17 protein-coding genes are annotated in these 17,300 nt (G+C 65.4%); 9 read left to right on the forward strand and 8 right to left on the reverse strand.

From position 1 onward, the window contains the following. The first annotated feature begins 5 nt into the window (after window positions 1-5). The 3 genes from CDV49_RS00655 (at window position 6) to CDV49_RS00665 (ending at window position 2,861) form a co-directional block, all read left to right on the forward strand. On the forward strand, window positions 6-1,487 hold the full coding sequence (locus CDV49_RS00655; protein ID WP_256947179.1) for an AMP nucleosidase: 1,482 nt from the start codon (window positions 6-8) through the stop codon (window positions 1,485-1,487). Between the two features lie 129 nt (window positions 1,488-1,616). Further along, a complete protein-coding gene (locus CDV49_RS00660) occupies window positions 1,617-1,904 on the forward strand; it encodes an HU family DNA-binding protein (RefSeq protein ID WP_035709049.1) in 288 nt (95 codons plus the stop codon). A 57-nt stretch (window positions 1,905-1,961) separates the two neighbouring features. Beyond that, window positions 1,962-2,861 (forward strand): DMT family transporter, encoded by a 900-nt coding sequence (locus tag CDV49_RS00665; RefSeq protein ID WP_088213650.1) that lies wholly within the window; start codon window positions 1,962-1,964, stop codon window positions 2,859-2,861. A 304-nt stretch (window positions 2,862-3,165) separates the two neighbouring features. Here CDV49_RS00665 and aroC read toward each other — a convergent pair whose 3' ends face one another. Then, entirely contained in the window at window positions 3,166-4,266 is a 1,101-nt protein-coding gene (aroC, locus tag CDV49_RS00670; RefSeq protein ID WP_088213651.1) for a chorismate synthase, read from the reverse strand. 220 nt (window positions 4,267-4,486) lie between these two features. On the opposite strand from aroC, the gene rpsO reads away from it, so the two are divergent. From rpsO to CDV49_RS00685, 3 genes are all read left to right on the forward strand, one after another. Next, window positions 4,487-4,756 carry a 30S ribosomal protein S15 gene (gene rpsO, locus CDV49_RS00675; RefSeq protein WP_035741737.1) on the forward strand — a complete coding sequence of 90 codons (270 nt, stop codon included), beginning with the start codon at window positions 4,487-4,489 and terminating at the stop codon, window positions 4,754-4,756. Window positions 4,757-4,994: 238 nt separating this feature from the next. After that, a complete protein-coding gene (gene pnp / locus CDV49_RS00680; protein ID WP_088213652.1) occupies window positions 4,995-7,136 on the forward strand; it encodes a polyribonucleotide nucleotidyltransferase in 2,142 nt (713 codons plus the stop codon). 134 nt (window positions 7,137-7,270) lie between these two features. Next, on the forward strand, window positions 7,271-7,870 hold the full coding sequence (locus CDV49_RS00685) for a L,D-transpeptidase (protein ID WP_088213653.1): 600 nt from the start codon (window positions 7,271-7,273) through the stop codon (window positions 7,868-7,870). A 162-nt stretch (window positions 7,871-8,032) separates the two neighbouring features. Here CDV49_RS00685 and CDV49_RS00690 read toward each other — a convergent pair whose 3' ends face one another. The 4 genes from CDV49_RS00690 to CDV49_RS00705 all read right to left on the reverse strand — a co-directional run bounded on the left by CDV49_RS00690 (window position 8,033) and on the right by CDV49_RS00705 (window position 11,621). Further along, entirely contained in the window at window positions 8,033-8,686 is a 654-nt protein-coding gene (locus CDV49_RS00690; protein WP_088213654.1) for a peroxiredoxin, read from the reverse strand. Between the two features lie 154 nt (window positions 8,687-8,840). After that, window positions 8,841-9,500 carry an RluA family pseudouridine synthase gene (locus CDV49_RS00695; protein ID WP_088213688.1) on the reverse strand — a complete coding sequence of 220 codons (660 nt, stop codon included), beginning with the start codon at window positions 9,498-9,500 and terminating at the stop codon, window positions 8,841-8,843. A gap of 184 nt (window positions 9,501-9,684) precedes the next feature. After that, window positions 9,685-10,443: a GFA family protein gene (locus CDV49_RS00700; RefSeq protein ID WP_256947172.1), complete on the reverse strand. Its 759-nt coding sequence runs from the start codon at window positions 10,441-10,443 to the stop codon at window positions 9,685-9,687. After that, window positions 10,443-11,621, reverse strand: coding sequence for a thiolase family protein (locus CDV49_RS00705; protein WP_088213655.1), 1,179 nt, complete (start codon window positions 11,619-11,621; stop codon window positions 10,443-10,445). The genes CDV49_RS00700 and CDV49_RS00705 overlap by 1 nt, the downstream gene beginning before the upstream one ends. Before the next feature lie 102 nt (window positions 11,622-11,723). Between CDV49_RS00705 and CDV49_RS00710 the strand changes: the two genes are divergently transcribed. Further along, window positions 11,724-12,065: an STAS domain-containing protein gene (locus CDV49_RS00710; protein WP_088213656.1), complete on the forward strand. Its 342-nt coding sequence runs from the start codon at window positions 11,724-11,726 to the stop codon at window positions 12,063-12,065. Window positions 12,066-12,095: 30 nt separating this feature from the next. After that, window positions 12,096-12,518, forward strand: a complete 423-nt coding sequence (locus CDV49_RS00715; protein ID WP_179209077.1) for an ATP-binding protein — start codon at window positions 12,096-12,098, stop codon at window positions 12,516-12,518. Window positions 12,519-12,524: 6 nt separating this feature from the next. Here CDV49_RS00715 and CDV49_RS00720 read toward each other — a convergent pair whose 3' ends face one another. The 3 genes from CDV49_RS00720 to CDV49_RS00730 form a co-directional block, all read right to left on the reverse strand. Further along, entirely contained in the window at window positions 12,525-13,763 is a 1,239-nt protein-coding gene (locus CDV49_RS00720; protein ID WP_088213690.1) for a bifunctional folylpolyglutamate synthase/dihydrofolate synthase, read from the reverse strand. A 230-nt stretch (window positions 13,764-13,993) separates the two neighbouring features. Beyond that, window positions 13,994-14,920: an acetyl-CoA carboxylase, carboxyltransferase subunit beta gene (gene accD / locus CDV49_RS00725; protein WP_088213658.1), complete on the reverse strand. Its 927-nt coding sequence runs from the start codon at window positions 14,918-14,920 to the stop codon at window positions 13,994-13,996. Between the two features lie 60 nt (window positions 14,921-14,980). Further along, window positions 14,981-15,871 carry a CPBP family intramembrane glutamic endopeptidase gene (locus CDV49_RS00730; protein WP_256947173.1) on the reverse strand — a complete coding sequence of 297 codons (891 nt, stop codon included), beginning with the start codon at window positions 15,869-15,871 and terminating at the stop codon, window positions 14,981-14,983. A 412-nt stretch (window positions 15,872-16,283) separates the two neighbouring features. Between CDV49_RS00730 and CDV49_RS00735 the strand changes: the two genes are divergently transcribed. Next, complete coding sequence (locus CDV49_RS00735; protein ID WP_088213659.1) at window positions 16,284-17,180, forward strand: LysR family transcriptional regulator; 897 nt, start codon at window positions 16,284-16,286, stop codon at window positions 17,178-17,180. Window positions 17,181-17,300: the final 120 nt, after the last annotated feature.

The raw sequence follows: 17,300 nt of genomic DNA on the forward strand, positions 1-17,300 counted from the left end.
ACCTCGTGTCCCTGCCCAAGAACAACCTGCCGATCCGCACGCCCCCCTTGCGCGAGCCGCAGCTTTTCGACGATCCGGCCGCCGCGGTGGCATTTCTCCGGGAACTGTATGACGAGGCGACGGCCTTCCTCCGCGACCGCTTCGGAGAGACGCTGAATGGTGGCTCGACCCGCGCCCGATACCGTGCCTTCTACCCGGAAATCCGCATCACCACGACAAGTTACGGCAAGATCGACAGCCGCCTGTCCTTCGGCTACGTGGCGGAGCCGGGGGAATACTCGACCACCGTGACCCGTCCCGACCTGTTCGAAGCCTACCTGACCCAGCAGATCGGGCTCGTCATGCAGAACCACGGCGTGCCGGTGGCCGTGGGCCCCTCAGTCACGCCGATCCCGCTGCATTTCGCCATGTCGAGCGAGGGGTTCACCGTTCCGCAGGAAGCCGCGCTGGACTTTCCGCTGCGCGATATTTTCGACGTGCCGAACCTCAATACGATGAACGACGACATCGTGAACGGCTATGACATCCGGCATGAGGATGGTTCGCGCGCCCTCGCGCCCTTTACCGCGCAGCGGGTGGATTATTCGCTGGCCCGCCTTCAGCATTATACCGCGACGGCGGCGGAGCATTTTCAGAACTTCGTTCTGTTCACCAACTACCAGTTCTATGTTGAGGAGTTCGAGGCCTATGCCCGCGCCTGCCTCGCCGATCCGGCGAGCGGCTATACCTCCTTCGTGGGTCCGGGCGGGGTGGAGATCACCGGGGCCGGCGATCCGCTGCCGCAGCTGGGCAAGATGCCGCAGATGCCCTCCTACCATCTGAAGCGTCCGGGGGCTGCCGGGATCACGCTGGTCAACATCGGCGTCGGCCCCTCCAATGCCAAGACGGCCACCGACCATATCGCCGTGCTGCGCCCGCATGCCTGGCTGATGGTCGGACACTGCGCGGGGCTGCGATCCAGCCAGAGCCTCGGCGATTTCGTGCTCGCGCATGGCTATCTGCGCGAAGATCACGTTCTGGACGACGACTTGCCCGTCTGGGTGCCGATCCCCGCGCTCGCGGAGATACAGGTGGCGCTGGAGGATGCGGTGGAGGAAGTGACGGAGCTGGAGGGCTATGAGCTGAAACGCATCATGCGGACCGGCACCGTGGCCACGATCGACAACCGCAACTGGGAACTGCGCGACCAGTCCGGCCCCGTCCAGCGCCTCAGCCAGAGCCGCGCCGTGGCGCTGGACATGGAAAGCGCGACCATCGCGGCGAACGGTTTCCGGTTCCGTGTGCCTTACGGGACGCTGCTCTGCGTCTCCGACAAGCCGCTGCACGGGGAGCTGAAGCTGCCCGGCATGGCCAGCGCCTTCTACCGCACGCAGGTCGCGCGGCATCTGAAGATCGGCGTCAGGGCCATGGAACTGCTGCGGGAGACGCCGCTGGAGCGCATGCACAGCCGCAAGTTGCGTTCTTTTGAGGAGACAGCCTTTCTCTAAAGGCCGATTTCCGCCTTGCCCCACGCGAAACGGCTTGAAATGCGCGGTGAAAACCTGTGTAGCAAGCGACATGCCCTTAAAATGACGGGCCGATAACAACACAAGCGGGACTATACGAGGAGTGTTCTGATGTCGAAAGCGCTGACCAAGACCCAACTGGTCGCCGCCCTGGCCGAAGAGATGGGCTCGGACAAGAAGACGGCGACGGCTGCGCTCGACGCAATCGCGTCCGTGGTGACCAAGGAAGTGGTGGCCGGCGGTGCCGTGACGCTTCCGGGCCTTGGCAAGATCGTCTGCCGGACCCGCCCCGAGCGTCAGGTGCGCAACCCTGCCACCGGCGAGCAGATCACCAAGCCGGCGGACAAGGTGGTGAAGATCACCGTCGCCAAGGCTCTCAAAGACAGCATCAACGCCTGAGGCGAAGATCGAAGGGCCGCCCGCAAGGAGCGGCCCTTTCCATTTCCGGGGGGGAATATGGACGTCCGCGCGCTCCTGATGGGGCTGACCTTCGCCTTCATCTGGTCGTCGGCCTTCACTGCCGCCCGGATCGTCGTTACCGCCGTTCCGCCGCTCTACGCCCTGTCAGGGCGCTTTCTGCTGGCGGGGGTATGCGGCATCCTGCTTGCCCTCTCGCTCGGTCAGACGGCGCGGCTGACGCGCTCGCAATGGATTTCGGTGATCGTGTTCGGCGTGTGCCAGAATGCGCTCTACCTCGGGCTGAACTTCGTGGGCATGCAGACGGTGGAGGCTTCGCTCGCCGCCATCGTCGGCTCCACCATGCCGCTGCTCGTGGCGCTGTTCGGGTGGCTGATCCTTGGCGAGCGCCCGCGCCCCTTGGGTATAGCCGGGCTGATCGCGGGTATGGTCGGCGTCGCGCTCATCATGGCGGGGCGGATCAGCGGCGGGGTGGATCCATGGGGGCTGTTCCTGCTCTGCCTTGGCGCCCTCGCGCTCACCGCTGCGACGCTGGCGGTCAGGGGAACGTCGGGGAGCGGGAACCTGCTGATGGTGGTGGGGTTGCAGATGCTGGTCGGGACTGCAGTTCTGCTGCCCATCGCCCTTGTGACCGAGCCGTTCCATCTCGACGGCAGCCCGCGGGTGCTGGCGGCTTTTCTCTACATGGTTTTCGTTCCAGGCCTGTTCGCGACATGGCTCTGGTTCCGGCTGGTGCTGCGGATCGGCGCGGTCAAGGCCGCGACCTTTCACTTCCTCAACCCGTTCTTCGGCGTAGCCGTTGCGGCTTTGCTGCTGGGAGAGCCGGTACATGGCGCCGATCTGGTCGGCGTGCTCATCATCATGGCAGGAATTCTCGCGGTGCAGCTCTCCAAGCAGATCCGCACCCGCCCCGTTCTGGCCGAGAGTCAGGAAGCCTGAGCCCCCCTCAAAAGGGCGGTTGCGGTCCCTGCCAAGGTCTTCTCCCATTCGCAGCGTTTCGGCGGCCCGTCGGTATCCCGCCGATACCGGCCCCGCCCACGGATGGCCCGTCGGAGGGCCCAGTCCCACGGCCCAGTCCCACGGCCCAGTCCCACGGCCCAGTCCCACGGCCCAGTCCCACGGCGCAGTTCCACGGCGCAGTTCCACGGCGCAGTCCCAAGGCCCAGTCCCAAGGCCCAATCCCACGGGCCCGGTCGCAGGGCCCGGCCGTATGGACGAGTCTCACGGCCGCATGGCCCGCAGGTCAGGCGAACTCGCCCCGCACGCCGCCCGTCTGGGCGCGGTCGAGCAACAGGTGGTCAAGCAGGACGCAGGCCATCATCGCCTCGCCCACCGGCACGGCGCGGATGCCGACGGACGGATCGTGGCGGCCCTTGGTGACCAGTTCCACTTCCGCCCCGTCCTTTGTCACCGTCCGCCGCGGGGTGAGGATGGAGGACGTCGGCTTCACGGCGAAGCGCACCACGACGGGCTGCCCGCTGGAGATGCCGCCCAGAATTCCGCCCGCGTGGTTTGAGGTGAAATAGGGGCCCTGATTGCCCATACGCAGCTCGTCGGCATTCTCCACCCCGGTCAGGGCGGCGGCGGCGAACCCGTCACCGATCTCCACCCCCTTCACCGCGTTGATCGACATCATCGCGGCGGCGAGGTCGCTGTCCAGCTTGCCGTAGATCGGCGCGCCAAGGCCGGGAGGCACGCCTTCGGCCACGACCTCGATCACCGCGCCGACGGAATTGCCCGACTTGCGCAGCGCGTCGAGCGAGGCCGCCCAGCGTTCCGCCGCCGCGGCATCCGGCGACCAGAACGGGTTCCGTTCAATTTCCGACGCGTCGAAACGGGCGCGGTCGATGGCATCCGCGCCAAGCTGCACGAGATAGCCGGTGATCCGCAGATCGGGAACGAGCCGTGCCAGCACCTCCCGCGCGATACCGCCCGCCGCCACCCGTGCGGCGGTTTCCCGCGCCGAGGAACGTCCGCCCCCGCGATAGTCGCGGATGCCGTATTTCTGCCAGTAGGTGACGTCCGCATGGCCGGGGCGGAAGGCGTTGGCGATCTCGCCATAGTCCTTCGACCGCTGGTCGGTGTTGCGGATCATGAGCTGGATCGGCGTGCCCGTCGTGACACCCTCGAAGGTGCCGGAGAGGATTTCCACCTCATCGGCCTCGCGGCGCTGGGTGGTGAAACGGCTTTGCCCGGGCTTGCGCCTGTCCATCCAAGCCTGAACGCGGGTAAGGTCGATCGGCACGCCGGGCGGGCAACCATCCACCGTCGCGCCGAGCGCCGGCCCGTGGCTCTCCCCCCAGGTGGTGACGCGAAAGACGTGGCCGAACGTGTTTAGGCTCATGGAGGGTCTCCTTCGCCCGCCCGTTTAGCGGCTGCGGAGGCGTCTGGGAAGCCTTTCGGGGCGGCGCGGGCGCGCCATTTATGCTTTCCTTTATCGGGTTTTTCCAGTATAGGCGCGCATCCGTCCGGGAGATCATCGTGTCTCCGCGCGGATGCTCCACGGGCCTTGCTGGACGACATCCCGGCTCGCGCCCTTATCTCAAGCCGAACAGGAGGCCCCGATGTCGATCACTGTCGAAGAGAAGAACCGCGTCGTCAAGGAATTCGCAACCAAGGAAGGCGACACCGGTTCGCCCGAAGTACAGGTTGCAATCCTTTCCTCGCGGATTGCGACGCTCACCGAGCACTTCAAGACCCACAAGAAGGACAACCATTCCCGCCGTGGGCTCCTGATGATGGTGGCGCAGCGCCGCAAGCTGCTCGACTATCTCAAGGGCAAGGACGAGGCCCGCTATCAGTCGCTCATCGAGCGTCTCGGCCTGCGTCGCTGACCTTTCCGGTCGCGCCTCGCCCGCGGGGCGCGACCGCTATATATATATCCGGGCAGGGGCGCAGGATGACCGCGCCCGTCCAAGGACCGGCACCGCGCCCGCGCATCGCCGGGCCAAGGCCGAAGCCTCCCCGTCGGATCCCGCGGGACAGGCCGGAGAAATGATCGTCAGGGGTCACGGGCATGCGGCCCGTACGCGTAACGGCCGGGGGAGGGTCCTCCGGCGAAAAGGATACGACATGTTCAATATTACCAGGAAATCCATCGAATGGGGCGGCGAGACGCTGACCCTCGAGACGGGCCACGTCGCCCGCCAGGCGGATGGTTCCGTGATCGCCACGCTGGGCGAGACGAGCGTCATGGCCAACGTGACCTTCGCCAAGCAGCCGAAGCCCGGTCAGGACTTCTTCCCGCTCACCGTGCACTATCAGGAAAAGTACTACGCCGCGGGCAAGATCCCCGGCGGGTTCTTCAAGCGCGAGGCGCGTCCTTCGGAGAAGGAGACGCTCGTCTCCCGCCTGATCGACCGTCCGACGCGGCCGCTCTTCGTGCCGGGCTTCAAGAACGAGGTTCTGGTGATGGCCACCGTGCTGTCGCATGACCTCGTCAACGATCCCGATATCGTGGCGATGATCGCGGCCTCTGCGGCGCTCACCATTTCCGGCGTGCCCTTCATGGGTCCGATCGGGGCGGCGCGCGTCGGGTTCTCGGGCGGCGAATACCGTCTGAACCCGCCGGTGGAGGATATGCAGAAGCTCCGCGCGAACCCGGAGCAGCGTCTCGACCTTGTCGTCGCGGGCACCAAGAATGCCGTGATGATGGTCGAATCGGAAGCCTACGAGCTGACCGAGGAAGAGATGCTGGGCGCGGTGAAGTTCGGCCATGAGGCGATGCAGCCGGTGATCGACCTGATCATCGATCTTGCCGAAGACGCCGCGAAAGAGCCCTTCGACTTCAAACCCGCCGATTATTCCGCGCTCTATGCGAAGGTGAAGAAGGCGGGCGAGACCAAGATGCGCGCCGCCTTCGCCATCAAGGACAAGCAGCAGCGCCAGTCCGCCATCGAAGCCGCCCGGGACGCCGTCGAAGCCACGCTCTCGGTGGACGAACTGGCGGATCCGAACCTCGGCTCTTCCTTCAAGAAGCTCGAATCCTCCATCCTGCGCGGTGACATCATCTCCGGCGGGCCGCGGATCGACGGGCGCGACAACAAGACCGTCCGTCCCATCGTCTCCGAAGTCGGCATCCTGCCGCGCACCCACGGCTCCGCGCTGTTCACGCGCGGCGAGACGCAGGCGCTGGTCGTGACCACGCTCGGCACCGGCGAGGATGAGCAGATCATCGACGCGCTGACCGGCAATTCGCGGTCCAACTTCCTGCTGCACTACAACTTCCCGCCCTATTCGGTCGGCGAAGTGGGTCGCGTCGGCTCCCCCGGCCGTCGTGAGATCGGCCACGGGAAACTTGCCTGGCGCGCCCTTCAGGCCGTCCTGCCCGCGCCGACGGACTTCCCCTACACGATCCGCGTCGTCTCCGAGATCACCGAATCCAACGGGTCATCCTCCATGGCGTCCGTCTGCGGCGGCTCGCTGTCGATGATGGATGCGGGTGTGCCGCTGAAGGCGCCGGTCGCCGGCGTGGCCATGGGCCTCATCCTTGAGGATGACGGCAAATGGGCCGTGCTGACCGACATCCTGGGCGACGAGGATCACCTCGGCGACATGGACTTCAAGGTTGCGGGCACCGAAGCCGGGATCACCTCGCTCCAGATGGACATCAAGGTCGCGGGCATCACCCCGGCGATCATGGAGCAGGCGCTGGCGCAGGCGAAAGACGGCCGTCTTCACATCCTCGGCGAGATGAACCGGGCGCTTTCCGCGCCGCAGGGTTTCTCCGAATACGCGCCGAAGATCGAGACGCTGACCATTCCGACCGACAAGATCCGCGAAGTGATCGGCTCGGGCGGCAAGGTCATCCGCGAGATCGTGGAAACCTCCGGCGCCAAGGTCGATATCAACGACGACGGCGTGATCAAGATCGCGTCCAGCGACGCCGGTGCGATCAAGCGAGCCTATGACATGATCTGGTCGATCGTGGCGGAGCCGGAAGAGGGCAAGGTCTATACCGGCAAGGTCGTGAAGCTTGTCGATTTCGGCGCCTTCGTGAACTTCTTCGGCAAGCGGGACGGGCTGGTCCACGTCTCCCAGATCGCCAACAAGCGCCTGAACCATCCGAACGAAGTGCTGAAGGAAGGCCAGGAAGTGAAGGTCAAGCTGCTCGGCTTCGACGATCGCGGCAAGGTCCGGCTCGGCATGAAGATGGTTGATCAGGAAACCGGTGAGGAAATCACCGAACAGAAGGAAAAGCAGAACGCCGAATAAGGCATTCTCGCTTCTGATTGCCCCGGCCGGTAACGGCCGGGGTTTTTTTGTTCCCGACGACTGACTTTGGGGTGAGATCAGGGAACCGGAATTTATATAATGTTTTTGATAGGGTAGATGGAACGGAGTTCGACATGCCCAGATTTTCCCGCCGTGGCTTCATTTTCACAGGTCTTGCAACGGTTTCGGCGGCATCGCTGATGCAGCGCGCCGATGCGCGGACCGGGTGGACGATGCCTGCCGACTGGACACCGCAGATGGTGTTGCTGAACAACAGCTATTCTGCGGGGCAGGTGCATGTCGTTCCCAGCGATTTCGCGCTCTACCTCACCTTCGGGGGGCAAAGCGCGCGGCGCTACAAGGTCGGCATCGGCAAGGGCGATCTTTACGAATCCGGCAATTTCTGGATCGGCGCCAAGAAGGAATGGCCGACCTGGAAGCCCACGGCAGAGATGGTGGAGCGCAACCCCGCCGCTTACTCCAAATGGGCCGAGGAGCCGATGCCGGGGGGGCCGACGAACCCGCTGGGCGCGCGCGCGCTCTATCTTTTCGCACCGAACGCGGGGGATACGATGCTGCGGATCCACGGCACACCCGATCCCTGGACGGTGGGGACGGCTGTCTCCAACGGCTGTGTCCGGCTGATGAACGAGCATATCGAGGAGCTTTACAACCTCGTCCCGGTGGGGGCGCCCGTCATGCTGTATCCGAAGGATATCGTTCCCGTCGTGTGACGCAAAACGCGGGCCGCGGCGAGGGGAGCAGGCAGCCTGCGGGGTGCCTGCTTTGCGCTCAAGGGCGGATCGGACCGCGCCGCGGGGTTTGACGCCCGGCGTCCCTCTCCATGGCGGCCGGCCTTGCACACTGCGCTTGACCGGCTGCTCAGGCGTGCGGGCTTATGAGGGCTGTTTGGCCTTGCGGATATAGGGGAGCTGGATGTCCAGCTCGCCGTATTTCTCCTTGGCCTGCGCATCGTCGAGCACCAGCGCCACGATCACGTCATCGCCCTGTTTCCAGTCGGCAGGCGTAGCCAGCGGCACCCCATCTGTCAGGCGGAGCGCGTCAAGCACCCGGAGCACTTCCTGAAAGTTCCGCCCCACGGTCATCGGATAGATGATCGCCGCGCGGATCTTCTTGTCCGGCCCGATGAAGAAGGTGGAGCGCACGGTGGCGGTATGGGCGGGCGTGCGCCCGTCCGGCAGCACGGTCTCGGCCGGGATCATGTCGTAGAGCTTGGCCACCGTCAGGTCCGGGTCGGCGATCAGCGGGAACGACACTTCCGTTCCGCCGTATTGCGCGATGTCGGCCTTCCACTTCTGGTGGCTGTCCAGCGGGTCCACCGAAACGCCGATCACCTTGGTGCCCCGCTTGGCGAATTCGTCCTGAAGGTTCGCCACGGCAGCGAATTCCGTGGTGCAAACGGGGGTGAAGTCCTTCGGATGGGAAAAGATGATGACGTAATCGTCACCGATCCAGTCGTGAAAGCGGATCTCCCCTTCCGTGGACTGGGCGGTGAAGTCGGGCGCGATATCGTTGATGCGAAGCGACATGGTCCATCCTTTCAGGCTGCTTGCCGGTTGCCTAGGAGAATAGGCAGCTTCTCGCCCGGTGTCAGCGGGCGGGTAAGGAAAGGTACGGCATTCCACCGCGGGCGAGCCGCGCCAAACGCTTTCCCTGCCTTGCCGCGCTTTCGGGACGCCTGTCTCAGAACGGCACCGGGGCGGAGAAGGACAGGCTCTTGCCGCCATCGGGATGCCGGAAGCGCAGGCTTTCGGCATGGAGCATCAGCCGGGGCGCATTCCGGGCCTCGCCCGTCGCATAGAGGCTGTCGCCGAGGATCGGATGGCCGAGTTCCCGCATATGCACACGGAGTTGATGGCTCCGCCCTGTTTTCGGCATGAGGCGCATCCGCGTCGTCGCCCCTTCCGGCCCGGTTTCGTGGCGGACGACGCGCCAGTCGGTCACCGCTTCCCGGCCCGTCTCGAAATCCACCTTCTGGAGCGGGCGGTTCGGCCAGTCCACGGTGAGCGGCAGGTCCACCGTGCCATGACGCGGCTCCACATGCCCAGAGACACGGGCCAGATAGACCTTCTTGGTCATCCGCTTCTCGAATTGCAGCCCCAGATGACGCTGCGCATGTGGGGTAAGGGCGAAGACCATGACGCCGGAGGTATCCCGGTCCAGCCGGTGGACCAGCAGGACCTCCGGGAACAGCCCCTGCAGGCGGGTGATGAGGCAGTCGGCCAGATGCTCCCCTTTGCCGGGCACGGAAAGCAGGCCGGAGGGCTTGTCCACCATCACGATCTCATGGTCGTGGTGCAGGATGCTGAGCGGGGTGTCGGGAGGGGCGTAATGGTCGGTCATGGCGGAGCGGATGTAAGCCATCCGCGCCGCCGTTCCAAGCCTGGCAGGCTGTGGAAAGCCGGGCATCGTCCGGGCTTGCGCTGAAAGACCGGAATTCGGCCCGGACACGGGGCCAAAACCTGCGGTTTCCGGGCGGATCTCCGGCAATCGGGGGGCTCCCCCCGGACTGCTTTTCGGTCGCCTGCTAGCGCTCCGCAGCCTGCGGCAATCCGTCCGCGATCTCGTAATAGTCGCCCTTGAAGGCGGTGAAGATATGCGCGGTGAGCCTGCCGCCCGTGGGCGGGTCGATGAAGCCCGCATCCACCCATGTGTCCTCTCCCCGGCTGAACCCGATGGTGGAGCCGCAGGTGCCGCAGAACTTCCAGTGACCCGTCCCGGTGGCGCGGCATCGGAGCGTGTGTCCGCTCAGCACAAGCTCCGTCACCGGTCCGAAGGAGGCGCTGTGGTGCCCCGTCATCCGGCGGCACTGGCTGCAATGGCAGGCTTCCACCGCGCCCGCTGGCCCCGCGAGCCGCCCGGTGACGCCGCCGCAGAGGCAGCGGCCGGTCAGCCGTCGCGGCTCCGCAGGGAGGGGGCCGGCCTGCTGAAAGTCGGCGGGGTCGCCTTCCTCCCGCAGGACCGACAGCCCCGTGGGCAGGTCCAGCGCGCCCGCCGAGACAGCGATTCTCTCGCCGCCTGCCATTTCGCCGTTCGCCATCTCTTCGGTCACGGGCTGCCAGAACAGCGACGCGCCGCAGCCCCCGCAAAACCCCCGGCGGGCGTGGGCGGAGGAGCGATACCATACCGGCGTGCCCCGCACCTCCAGCGCCTCCAGCGGCACCGAGACGGAGGCCCAGGCATTGCCCGACCACCGCCGGCAATCGGGGCAGCGGCAGATCACGACACCCTCGGGCGTCTCCCGCAGGGTGAAGGAGACATGCCCGCAGAGGCAGCGGCCGTTCATCAGGGCCGTTCGATGGCGATGGCCGTGCCTTCGCCGCCGCCGATACAGATCGCCGCGATGCCCCGCTTCAAGCCGCGCGTCTCCAGCGCGTTCAGCAGCGTGACGACGATCCGTGCTCCCGAGGCCCCGATCGGATGGCCGAGCGCGCAGGCCCCGCCGTTCACGTTCACCTTGTCGCGCGGGATGTTCAGCTCCTGCATGAACGCCATGGGAACGACGGCAAAGGCTTCGTTCACCTCCCACAGATCGACATCCTCGACCGACCAGCCCAACCGGTCGAGCAGCTTCTTCGCGGCGGGAACCGGGGCGGTGGCGAACCAGCCCGGTGCCTGCGCGTGGGAAGCATGGCCGAGGATCCGCGCCCGGATCGGCAGGCCCTCCGACACGGCCACATCGCCGCTGGCCACGATCAGAGCCGCCGCGCCGTCGGAGATGGAGGAAGAGTTCGCAGCCGTCACGGTGCCGTCCTTGCGGAAGGCGGGTTTCAGCGTGGGGATCTTTTCGGGCCGCGCGTTGCCGGGTTGTTCATCCTCGCTGATTGTGACCTGTCCCTTGCGGGTGGTGACGGTGACGGGCGCGATCTCCCGCCGGAAGGCGTCGGATTTCTGCGCTTCCAGCGCATTGCCCAGCGAGCCGAGCGCGAATTCGTCCTGCGCCTCGCGGGTGAACTGGAAGGCTTCGGCGCAATCCTCTGCGAAGGTGCCCATGAGCCGGCCCTTGTCGTAGGCATCCTCCAGCCCGTCGAGGAACATGTGGTCGATGACCTGCTGATGCCCCATCCGCGCGCCGCCGCGCATCTTCGGCAGCAGGTAGGGGGCATTGGTCATGCTTTCCATCCCGCCCGCGACCATCAGCCCCGTCTGGCCAAGCGCCACCTGATCGGCGGCGATCATCAGCGCCTTCATGCCGGAGCCGCACATCTTGTTCAGCGTGGTGGCCGGAACTTCCTCGCCCAGACCCGCCTTGAAACCCGCCTGCCGCGCGGGCGCCTGCCCCTGACCGGCGGAGAGGACGTTGCCCATCAACACCTCTTCAACGCGGGCGGGAGAGATACCCGCATCCTTCAGCGCGGCCTCTATCGCCGCGCCTCCCAGGGTGGGGGCGTCCAGTTCGGCAAAAGCGCCCTGAAAGCCGCCCATCGGGGTCCGGGCAGCGCCTGCGATAACAACTTCTCTCATTCTGTCCTCCTGAGCATGCGGAGAGTTTACTCAAAAGTAACCCTTTGCTGCCAGCATTTCCATACGCGGGTGCGACTCGCCGGTTTTTAAGGGGTATTTGACATGCAGCTTTCCGCCAGACTGACAGACGGCCTTCTTTTCATCCGGGTGGAGGAGAGCCGGATCGACGCGGCCTCCGCCATCGCCTTCAAGGAGCGGATGCGCCATCTCACCGCCGAACCCGCGGCCCGCGTGATTCTCGATATGGGGCAGGTCGCCTTTCTCGACAGCTCCGGCCTTGGCGCGCTGGTGGCGGTGATGAAGCTTCTTCAACCGGAGCGGCGGCTGGAGCTTGCGGGGTTGACCCCCACGGTCGCCAAGGTTCTGACGCTCACACGGATGGACCGGATCTTCCCGATCCACCCGCCGCTGGACGAGGCGGGGCCGTTGCCCCTCGCCTCCTGACGGCACATGGGCCGCGTAGAGAGGAGCGACATGGCAGGCGGGCAGGAGCAGATGCGCCTGCTCATTCCCGCCGACCCGATGGCGGTGCGCGGTGCGCTGACCCGGATCATCGGCGTGCTCCGGCTGCGCGGCACTTCCGATGAAGGTCTGGCAAGGGCGGAGATCGCCCTGGCCGAAATCCTGAACAACATCGTCGAGCATGGCTATGCAGGGGATGAGGGGCCGATTGCGATCCGCATGCGCTGCGGGGATGACCGCGCCTGTTTCGTCGTGAGCGACAGGGGCGTGGTCATGCCGGGGGGCACGTTGCCCGACGGGACGCTGCCGGAAAGCGGTCCGCCGCCGGAAGGGGGCTATGGCTGGTTCCTCGTCCGCTCCATGGCCGAGCACCTGGATTACCGGCGCAGCGCCCGGACCAACCTGACGCGCTTTGAAGTGGTGCTGGGCGAGTAACGGGTGTCAGCCGTTGTCGCGCAGCACCTCTCCCGCGAGATACAGGGAGCCGCAGATCAGAATGCGCGAGTGGGGATCGCTGTTCGCAATCTCTTCGACGGCTGCCAGAACGCTCTCGCAGACATGGGCATTCAGGCCGGCTGCCCGTGCCGCGGCAGCGGTTTCCCCGGCCGGTAGCGTCGCGGGCGCATTGGGAATGCTGACGGCGCGCAGATCCTCCGCCATCGCGGCCAGCGGGCGGAGATAGCCGGTAATATCCTTCGTGTTCAGCATGCCGCAGACAAGATGGGTCCGGCGTTCAGGCATCCGGGCGAGCGTCGCCGCCAGCGCTTGTCCGCCTGCCGGGTTGTGGCCCCCGTCGAGCCAGATATCCGCCGCGGGCGCAGCTTCCACGATCGGACCCCGGCGAAGACGCTGCATCCGCGCCGGCCAGACAGCGCGTGTGACCGCTGCCTCCGTCCCCGCTTCGCCGATGCCGAGAGCGCGGAGCGCGGCGAGCGCGGCGCCTGCGTTTTCAACCTGATGCGGCCCGGGAAGATTGGGGAGCGGCAGATCGAGCAGGCCCCGCTGATCCAGATAGGCGAGGCGTCCCCGCTCCTCCCAGACCTGCCAATCCTGCCCGGAGAGGAGGAGGGGCGCGCCGATCGCCTCCGCCCGTGCCGTGATCGCCTCGCGCGCTTCGGGAGGTTGCGGCCCGATGATCCCGGTGACGCCGGGTTTCAGGATTCCCGCCTTTTCAAACGCGATCTGCCCCAGCGTGTCGCCCAGATACTGCTCATGGTCGAAGGACACCGGCGTGATGACGGTCAGGGCAGGGCGGTCGATCACGTTGGTCGCATCGAATCGCCCGCCCAGCCCTACCTCCAGCAGCAGGTAATCGGCCGGGACACGGGAAAAGGCGAGAAATGCCGCCGCCGTGGTGATCTCGAAGAAGGTGATCGGTGCCCCGGCATTCACCCGGTCACATTCGTCCAGAAGGCGCATCAGCTCGCCCTCGTCGATCAGCTCTCCGGCCAGCCGGATGCGTTCGTGAAACCGGACGAGGTGGGGAGAGGTATAGGCATGGACCCGCTTGCCTTCCGCCTCCAGCCCGGCCCGAATCATGGCCTGCGTGGAGCCTTTGCCGTTGGTTCCGGCGATATGGATCACCGGCGGCAGGGCGCGTTCGGGATGGCCAAGCCGGCTCAGCAATTCCCCGATACGGTCGAGCGTGAGATCGATGACCTTGGGGTGCAGCCGCATCATGCGGTCGAGAATCGCGTCGCTTCCTGCCGTCCCCTCAAGCGGAGACGCAGCGCCTTTGGCGGATCCATCCTGCCCCGCGCTTGCCGGTACAGGCCCGTCCTGCGGCAGCGCGCCGGGCTGAACCGTGTCAGGAGAGTGCGGCCCTTTGCCCGCCCCCTCCTGCGCGGACATGCCGGTCACCGGCCCATCTCCCTTGCGGTCGTGGAATTTGCTACCGGCAGGCGTCTCGCTCACGGAGTTGTGTCCACGTCGAGAGGCTCGGCTTCCGCGTCTTCAGCGGGGGCGGGAAGCTCCGCCTTCACGGCCTGCGGCTGGCTCATCAGCAGGCGGATGATCGCGGTCAGCTCATCCTTGAGGTCCTTGCGCGGCGTAACGCGGTCCAGCATGCCGTGATCCAGCAGGTATTCCGCCCGCTGGAAGCCCTCGGGCAGCTTCTCGCGAATCGTCTGCTCGATCACGCGCGGGCCGGCAAAGCAGATGAGCGCATTCGGCTCCGCGATCTGCACATCTCCCAGCATGGCATAGCTTGCCGTCACGCCGCCGGTGGTCGGATGCGTGAGAACGACGATGTACGGCAGCCCCGCTTCCTTCACCATCTCCACGGCGACCGTGGTGCGCGGCATCTGCATCAGGGAAAGGATCCCTTCCTGCATTCGTGCCCCGCCCGCAGCGGAAAAGAGCACGAGCGGCCGTCCGAGTTCCACGGCGCGTTCCGCTGCGGCGATGATCGCGTTGCCGACATACATGCCCATCGACCCGCCCATGAAGGAAAAGTCCTGAGCAGCGGCGACAATCGGGGTGCGCCCCATCTCGCCTTCGGCGACGAGCATCGCCTCCTTCTCGCCGGTGGATTTCTGAGCGGCTTTCAGGCGGTCGGGATATTTCTTCTGGTCACGGAAGTGGAGCGGATCGACGATCGGCTCCGGCACCTTCACCTCCGTGAAGATCCCGCCATCGAAGAGCGCGCGGAAGCGGTCCCGCGGGCTGATCTGCATGTGATGGCCGCAATTGGGGCAGACGTTCAGATTGTCCGTCAGCTCCCGATGGAAGATCATCGTTCCGCATTCGGGGCACTTCGTCCACAGGTTCTCAGGCACTTCCCGGCGGGAGAAGAGCGAGTTGATCTTCGGGCGGACGTAGTTGGAAATCCAGTTCATGCGCGCAGAGGGCCCTCTTTCGGTCGCGACTGAGATAAGCCGCGCGGGCCTGAAATGCAATCAGCGCCGCAGCACGAGGCGGCACAGACCCCAGACGATGGCCAGCATCACCGCGTCGATCACGATCATCGCGACGAAGCCCTCCGTCTCCGGCGCCACGGTGGAGATGCGAAGCGCCAGACCCTGCAGCGCGCCGCCCGAGGAGACGAAGAGCAGCGCAGCGGCATTGTTGGCGAAATGCAGCCCCCAGGCCGCGCCGATGGAGCCGGTCCGCGCTGTCAGATCGGCGGCCACCAGCCCGAAAAGCCCCGTTGCAGCGACCACATAGATCGCATTCGGCCCCATCAGGCCGGGCTCATAATGCAGCAATGCGAAAAGGATGCTTGGCAGGAGCAGGTAAATCAGCGGCGACCGGAAACGCGCGGCGAGTTGCTGGAGAAGATAGCCGCGGAACACCAGCTCCTCCGCCAGAGTCTGGATGCCGATCCCGATCAGCGCGAGCGGCAGGAAGGTCAGCCAGCGCCGCAGGTCGAGCCCGGGCAGCGTTCCCTCCTCCCCCGGGAGCAGGCTGGTGACAGTGATGCCGAGCACATAGATCACGATGAGCGTTGCGGCGGCCTTCACGAAGTCGCGCAGGACCGTGCCCCCCCGCCCGAACAGCGAGCGGATGCTCCGCCCATGCAGCAGGCGCACCGCGATCATCGGGCCGATGGCCAGCGCCGCGAAGGACCACAGGAGCGCGATCATACCCCAGGGTGTCTCACCCAATGCGATGTCGGCGGCGAGCGGCTGAAAGCGTCCTTCTCCGGCCAGCCGGAAAAGCACGACCGCAACCGCCGCGAGAATCGCCGCGTAAACCGCGAAGATCAGCAACAGGCCGAGCACCGTCCGCCACAGGGCAGAACGCCGCCGCGCTGGCGCGACATATGTGGAGAGGGGGGCATAGGACATCGGGCACCGCTTTCGGCATACCCGTCAGGATCACAGGATGCGTTGGGTTACAGACTTGAGAGGACGGAACAGTTTGGACAAGCTGAAATTTCGGGCAGGCGGACGGCTTTCTTCTTGAGGCTATCCGGGAGGGCTCCAAATGGGAGATCGGCAAGGATTCGCCGGTGAGGATCGGGAAGCCTTCCCTGCTGTTTCGGAATAATCTAGGGGCGCGCGTTTGACGCGTGATTCGTTTCCAAATACGTTTCAAGCGTAAGGACACTTTTTTGGCGATTGATTATGTGTTACTTCTTCTTTTAATTGCATGCCCTCCCACATCCCGTGCCCTTTTTTAGAGCTTCTCATTGTTCTTCCTTATCAGTGAGATAGCTTGTGTGGGCCGGTGTCCGGTGATTAGTTTTGGAGATTTGGAATGGATCGACTGACAGAGATGGAGGCCTTCGCGACGGTCGTGGATCAGGGTGGATTCACGGATGCCGCGCGCAAGATGGGTATCTCCAAATCGGCCGTGTCGAAACATGTGTCCTCCCTTGAAGCGCGGCTTGGCGCGCGGCTTCTGAATCGCACGACCCGGCGCGTCAGCCCGACGGAGATCGGGCTGGCCTATTACGACCGCGCCCGCCGGGTGCTGAATGATGCCGGAGAGGCCGATGCGCTCGTCACCTCCATGCAGACAGCGCCTTCAGGGGTGCTGCGCGTCTCCGTCGATACCGACTTCGGGGTCAGCCTGCTGTCACCGATTCTCGCGGATTTTCTGCGCGATTGCCCGGAAGTGACGGTGAACATGTCGCTCTCCAACCGCTATGTGGAGCTGATTTCGGAGGGGTTCGACCTTGCCATTCGCATGGGGGAGCTGGAGGACAGCTCGCTCCGCGCGCGGCGGTTGTTGAACACCACCCGGAGGATGGTCGGGGCGCCTGCCTATTTCGAGCAGTTCGGCCGGCCGAAGCGGGTGGAGGACCTGAGCGATCACCGGCTGCTGCATTACTCCAACGAAGCCAGCGCCAATGTCTGGCGCATCATAACGCCATCCGGGGAGCGGCGCGCAGTGCGGACGACCGGGTGGCTCACCGTGAATGACGGCCAGTCGCTGTTGAACGCAGCAATCTCCGGTCTCGGCATCGCCTATCTGCCCCGGTTTCTTTATGCGGAGGCGATGAAGGCGGGCCTGGTGGAGGAGGCGATTCCCAGCCTGCCGATGGAGACCGTGGGCGTGCATGCCGTCTATCCGCCCGGCAGGTTTACCCAGCCGAAGGTGCGCGCCTTCATCGATTTCCTGAGCGATCGCTTTGCGGAGCATCAGATTTGATCCGTGTGGGCGTGGCTGGCCTTATCTGACAGGCTGCCTAAAAAGTCGGGCACCTCCCCAAGCTTGCCTTGAAAGCCAGAAAACCTGTCCGGTCGCGTTAGAACGGGCGGTTTCCGGGGC

This window comes from Haematobacter genomosp. 1 (genome assembly GCF_002196855.1).
Lineage (GTDB): Bacteria > Pseudomonadota > Alphaproteobacteria > Rhodobacterales > Rhodobacteraceae > Haematobacter.

Excerpts from the sequence above, each read along its gene's own strand:
- CDV49_RS00665 (WP_088213650.1), top strand. The coding sequence starts at position 1,962 with ATGGACGTCCGCGCGCTCCTGATGGGGCTGACCTTCGCCTTCATCTGG.
- CDV49_RS00685 (WP_088213653.1), top strand. The coding sequence starts at position 7,271 with ATGCCCAGATTTTCCCGCCGTGGCTTCATTTTCACAGGTCTTGCAACG.
- pnp (WP_088213652.1), top strand. The coding sequence starts at position 4,995 with ATGTTCAATATTACCAGGAAATCCATCGAATGGGGCGGCGAGACGCTG.
- CDV49_RS00705 (WP_088213655.1), bottom strand. The coding sequence starts at position 11,621 with ATGAGAGAAGTTGTTATCGCAGGCGCTGCCCGGACCCCGATGGGCGGC.
- rpsO (WP_035741737.1), top strand. The coding sequence starts at position 4,487 with ATGTCGATCACTGTCGAAGAGAAGAACCGCGTCGTCAAGGAATTCGCA.
- accD (WP_088213658.1), bottom strand. The coding sequence starts at position 14,920 with ATGAACTGGATTTCCAACTACGTCCGCCCGAAGATCAACTCGCTCTTC.
- CDV49_RS00715 (WP_179209077.1), top strand. The coding sequence starts at position 12,096 with ATGGCAGGCGGGCAGGAGCAGATGCGCCTGCTCATTCCCGCCGACCCG.
- CDV49_RS00720 (WP_088213690.1), bottom strand. The coding sequence starts at position 13,763 with ATGATGCGGCTGCACCCCAAGGTCATCGATCTCACGCTCGACCGTATC.
- CDV49_RS00730 (WP_256947173.1), bottom strand. The coding sequence starts at position 15,871 with ATGTCCTATGCCCCCCTCTCCACATATGTCGCGCCAGCGCGGCGGCGT.
- CDV49_RS00710 (WP_088213656.1), top strand. The coding sequence starts at position 11,724 with ATGCAGCTTTCCGCCAGACTGACAGACGGCCTTCTTTTCATCCGGGTG.
- CDV49_RS00660 (WP_035709049.1), top strand. The coding sequence starts at position 1,617 with ATGTCGAAAGCGCTGACCAAGACCCAACTGGTCGCCGCCCTGGCCGAA.
- aroC (WP_088213651.1), bottom strand. The coding sequence starts at position 4,266 with ATGAGCCTAAACACGTTCGGCCACGTCTTTCGCGTCACCACCTGGGGG.
- CDV49_RS00695 (WP_088213688.1), bottom strand. The coding sequence starts at position 9,500 with ATGACCGACCATTACGCCCCTCCCGACACCCCGCTCAGCATCCTGCAC.
- CDV49_RS00735 (WP_088213659.1), top strand. The coding sequence starts at position 16,284 with ATGGATCGACTGACAGAGATGGAGGCCTTCGCGACGGTCGTGGATCAG.
- CDV49_RS00690 (WP_088213654.1), bottom strand. The coding sequence starts at position 8,686 with ATGTCGCTTCGCATCAACGATATCGCGCCCGACTTCACCGCCCAGTCC.
- CDV49_RS00700 (WP_256947172.1), bottom strand. The coding sequence starts at position 10,443 with ATGAACGGCCGCTGCCTCTGCGGGCATGTCTCCTTCACCCTGCGGGAG.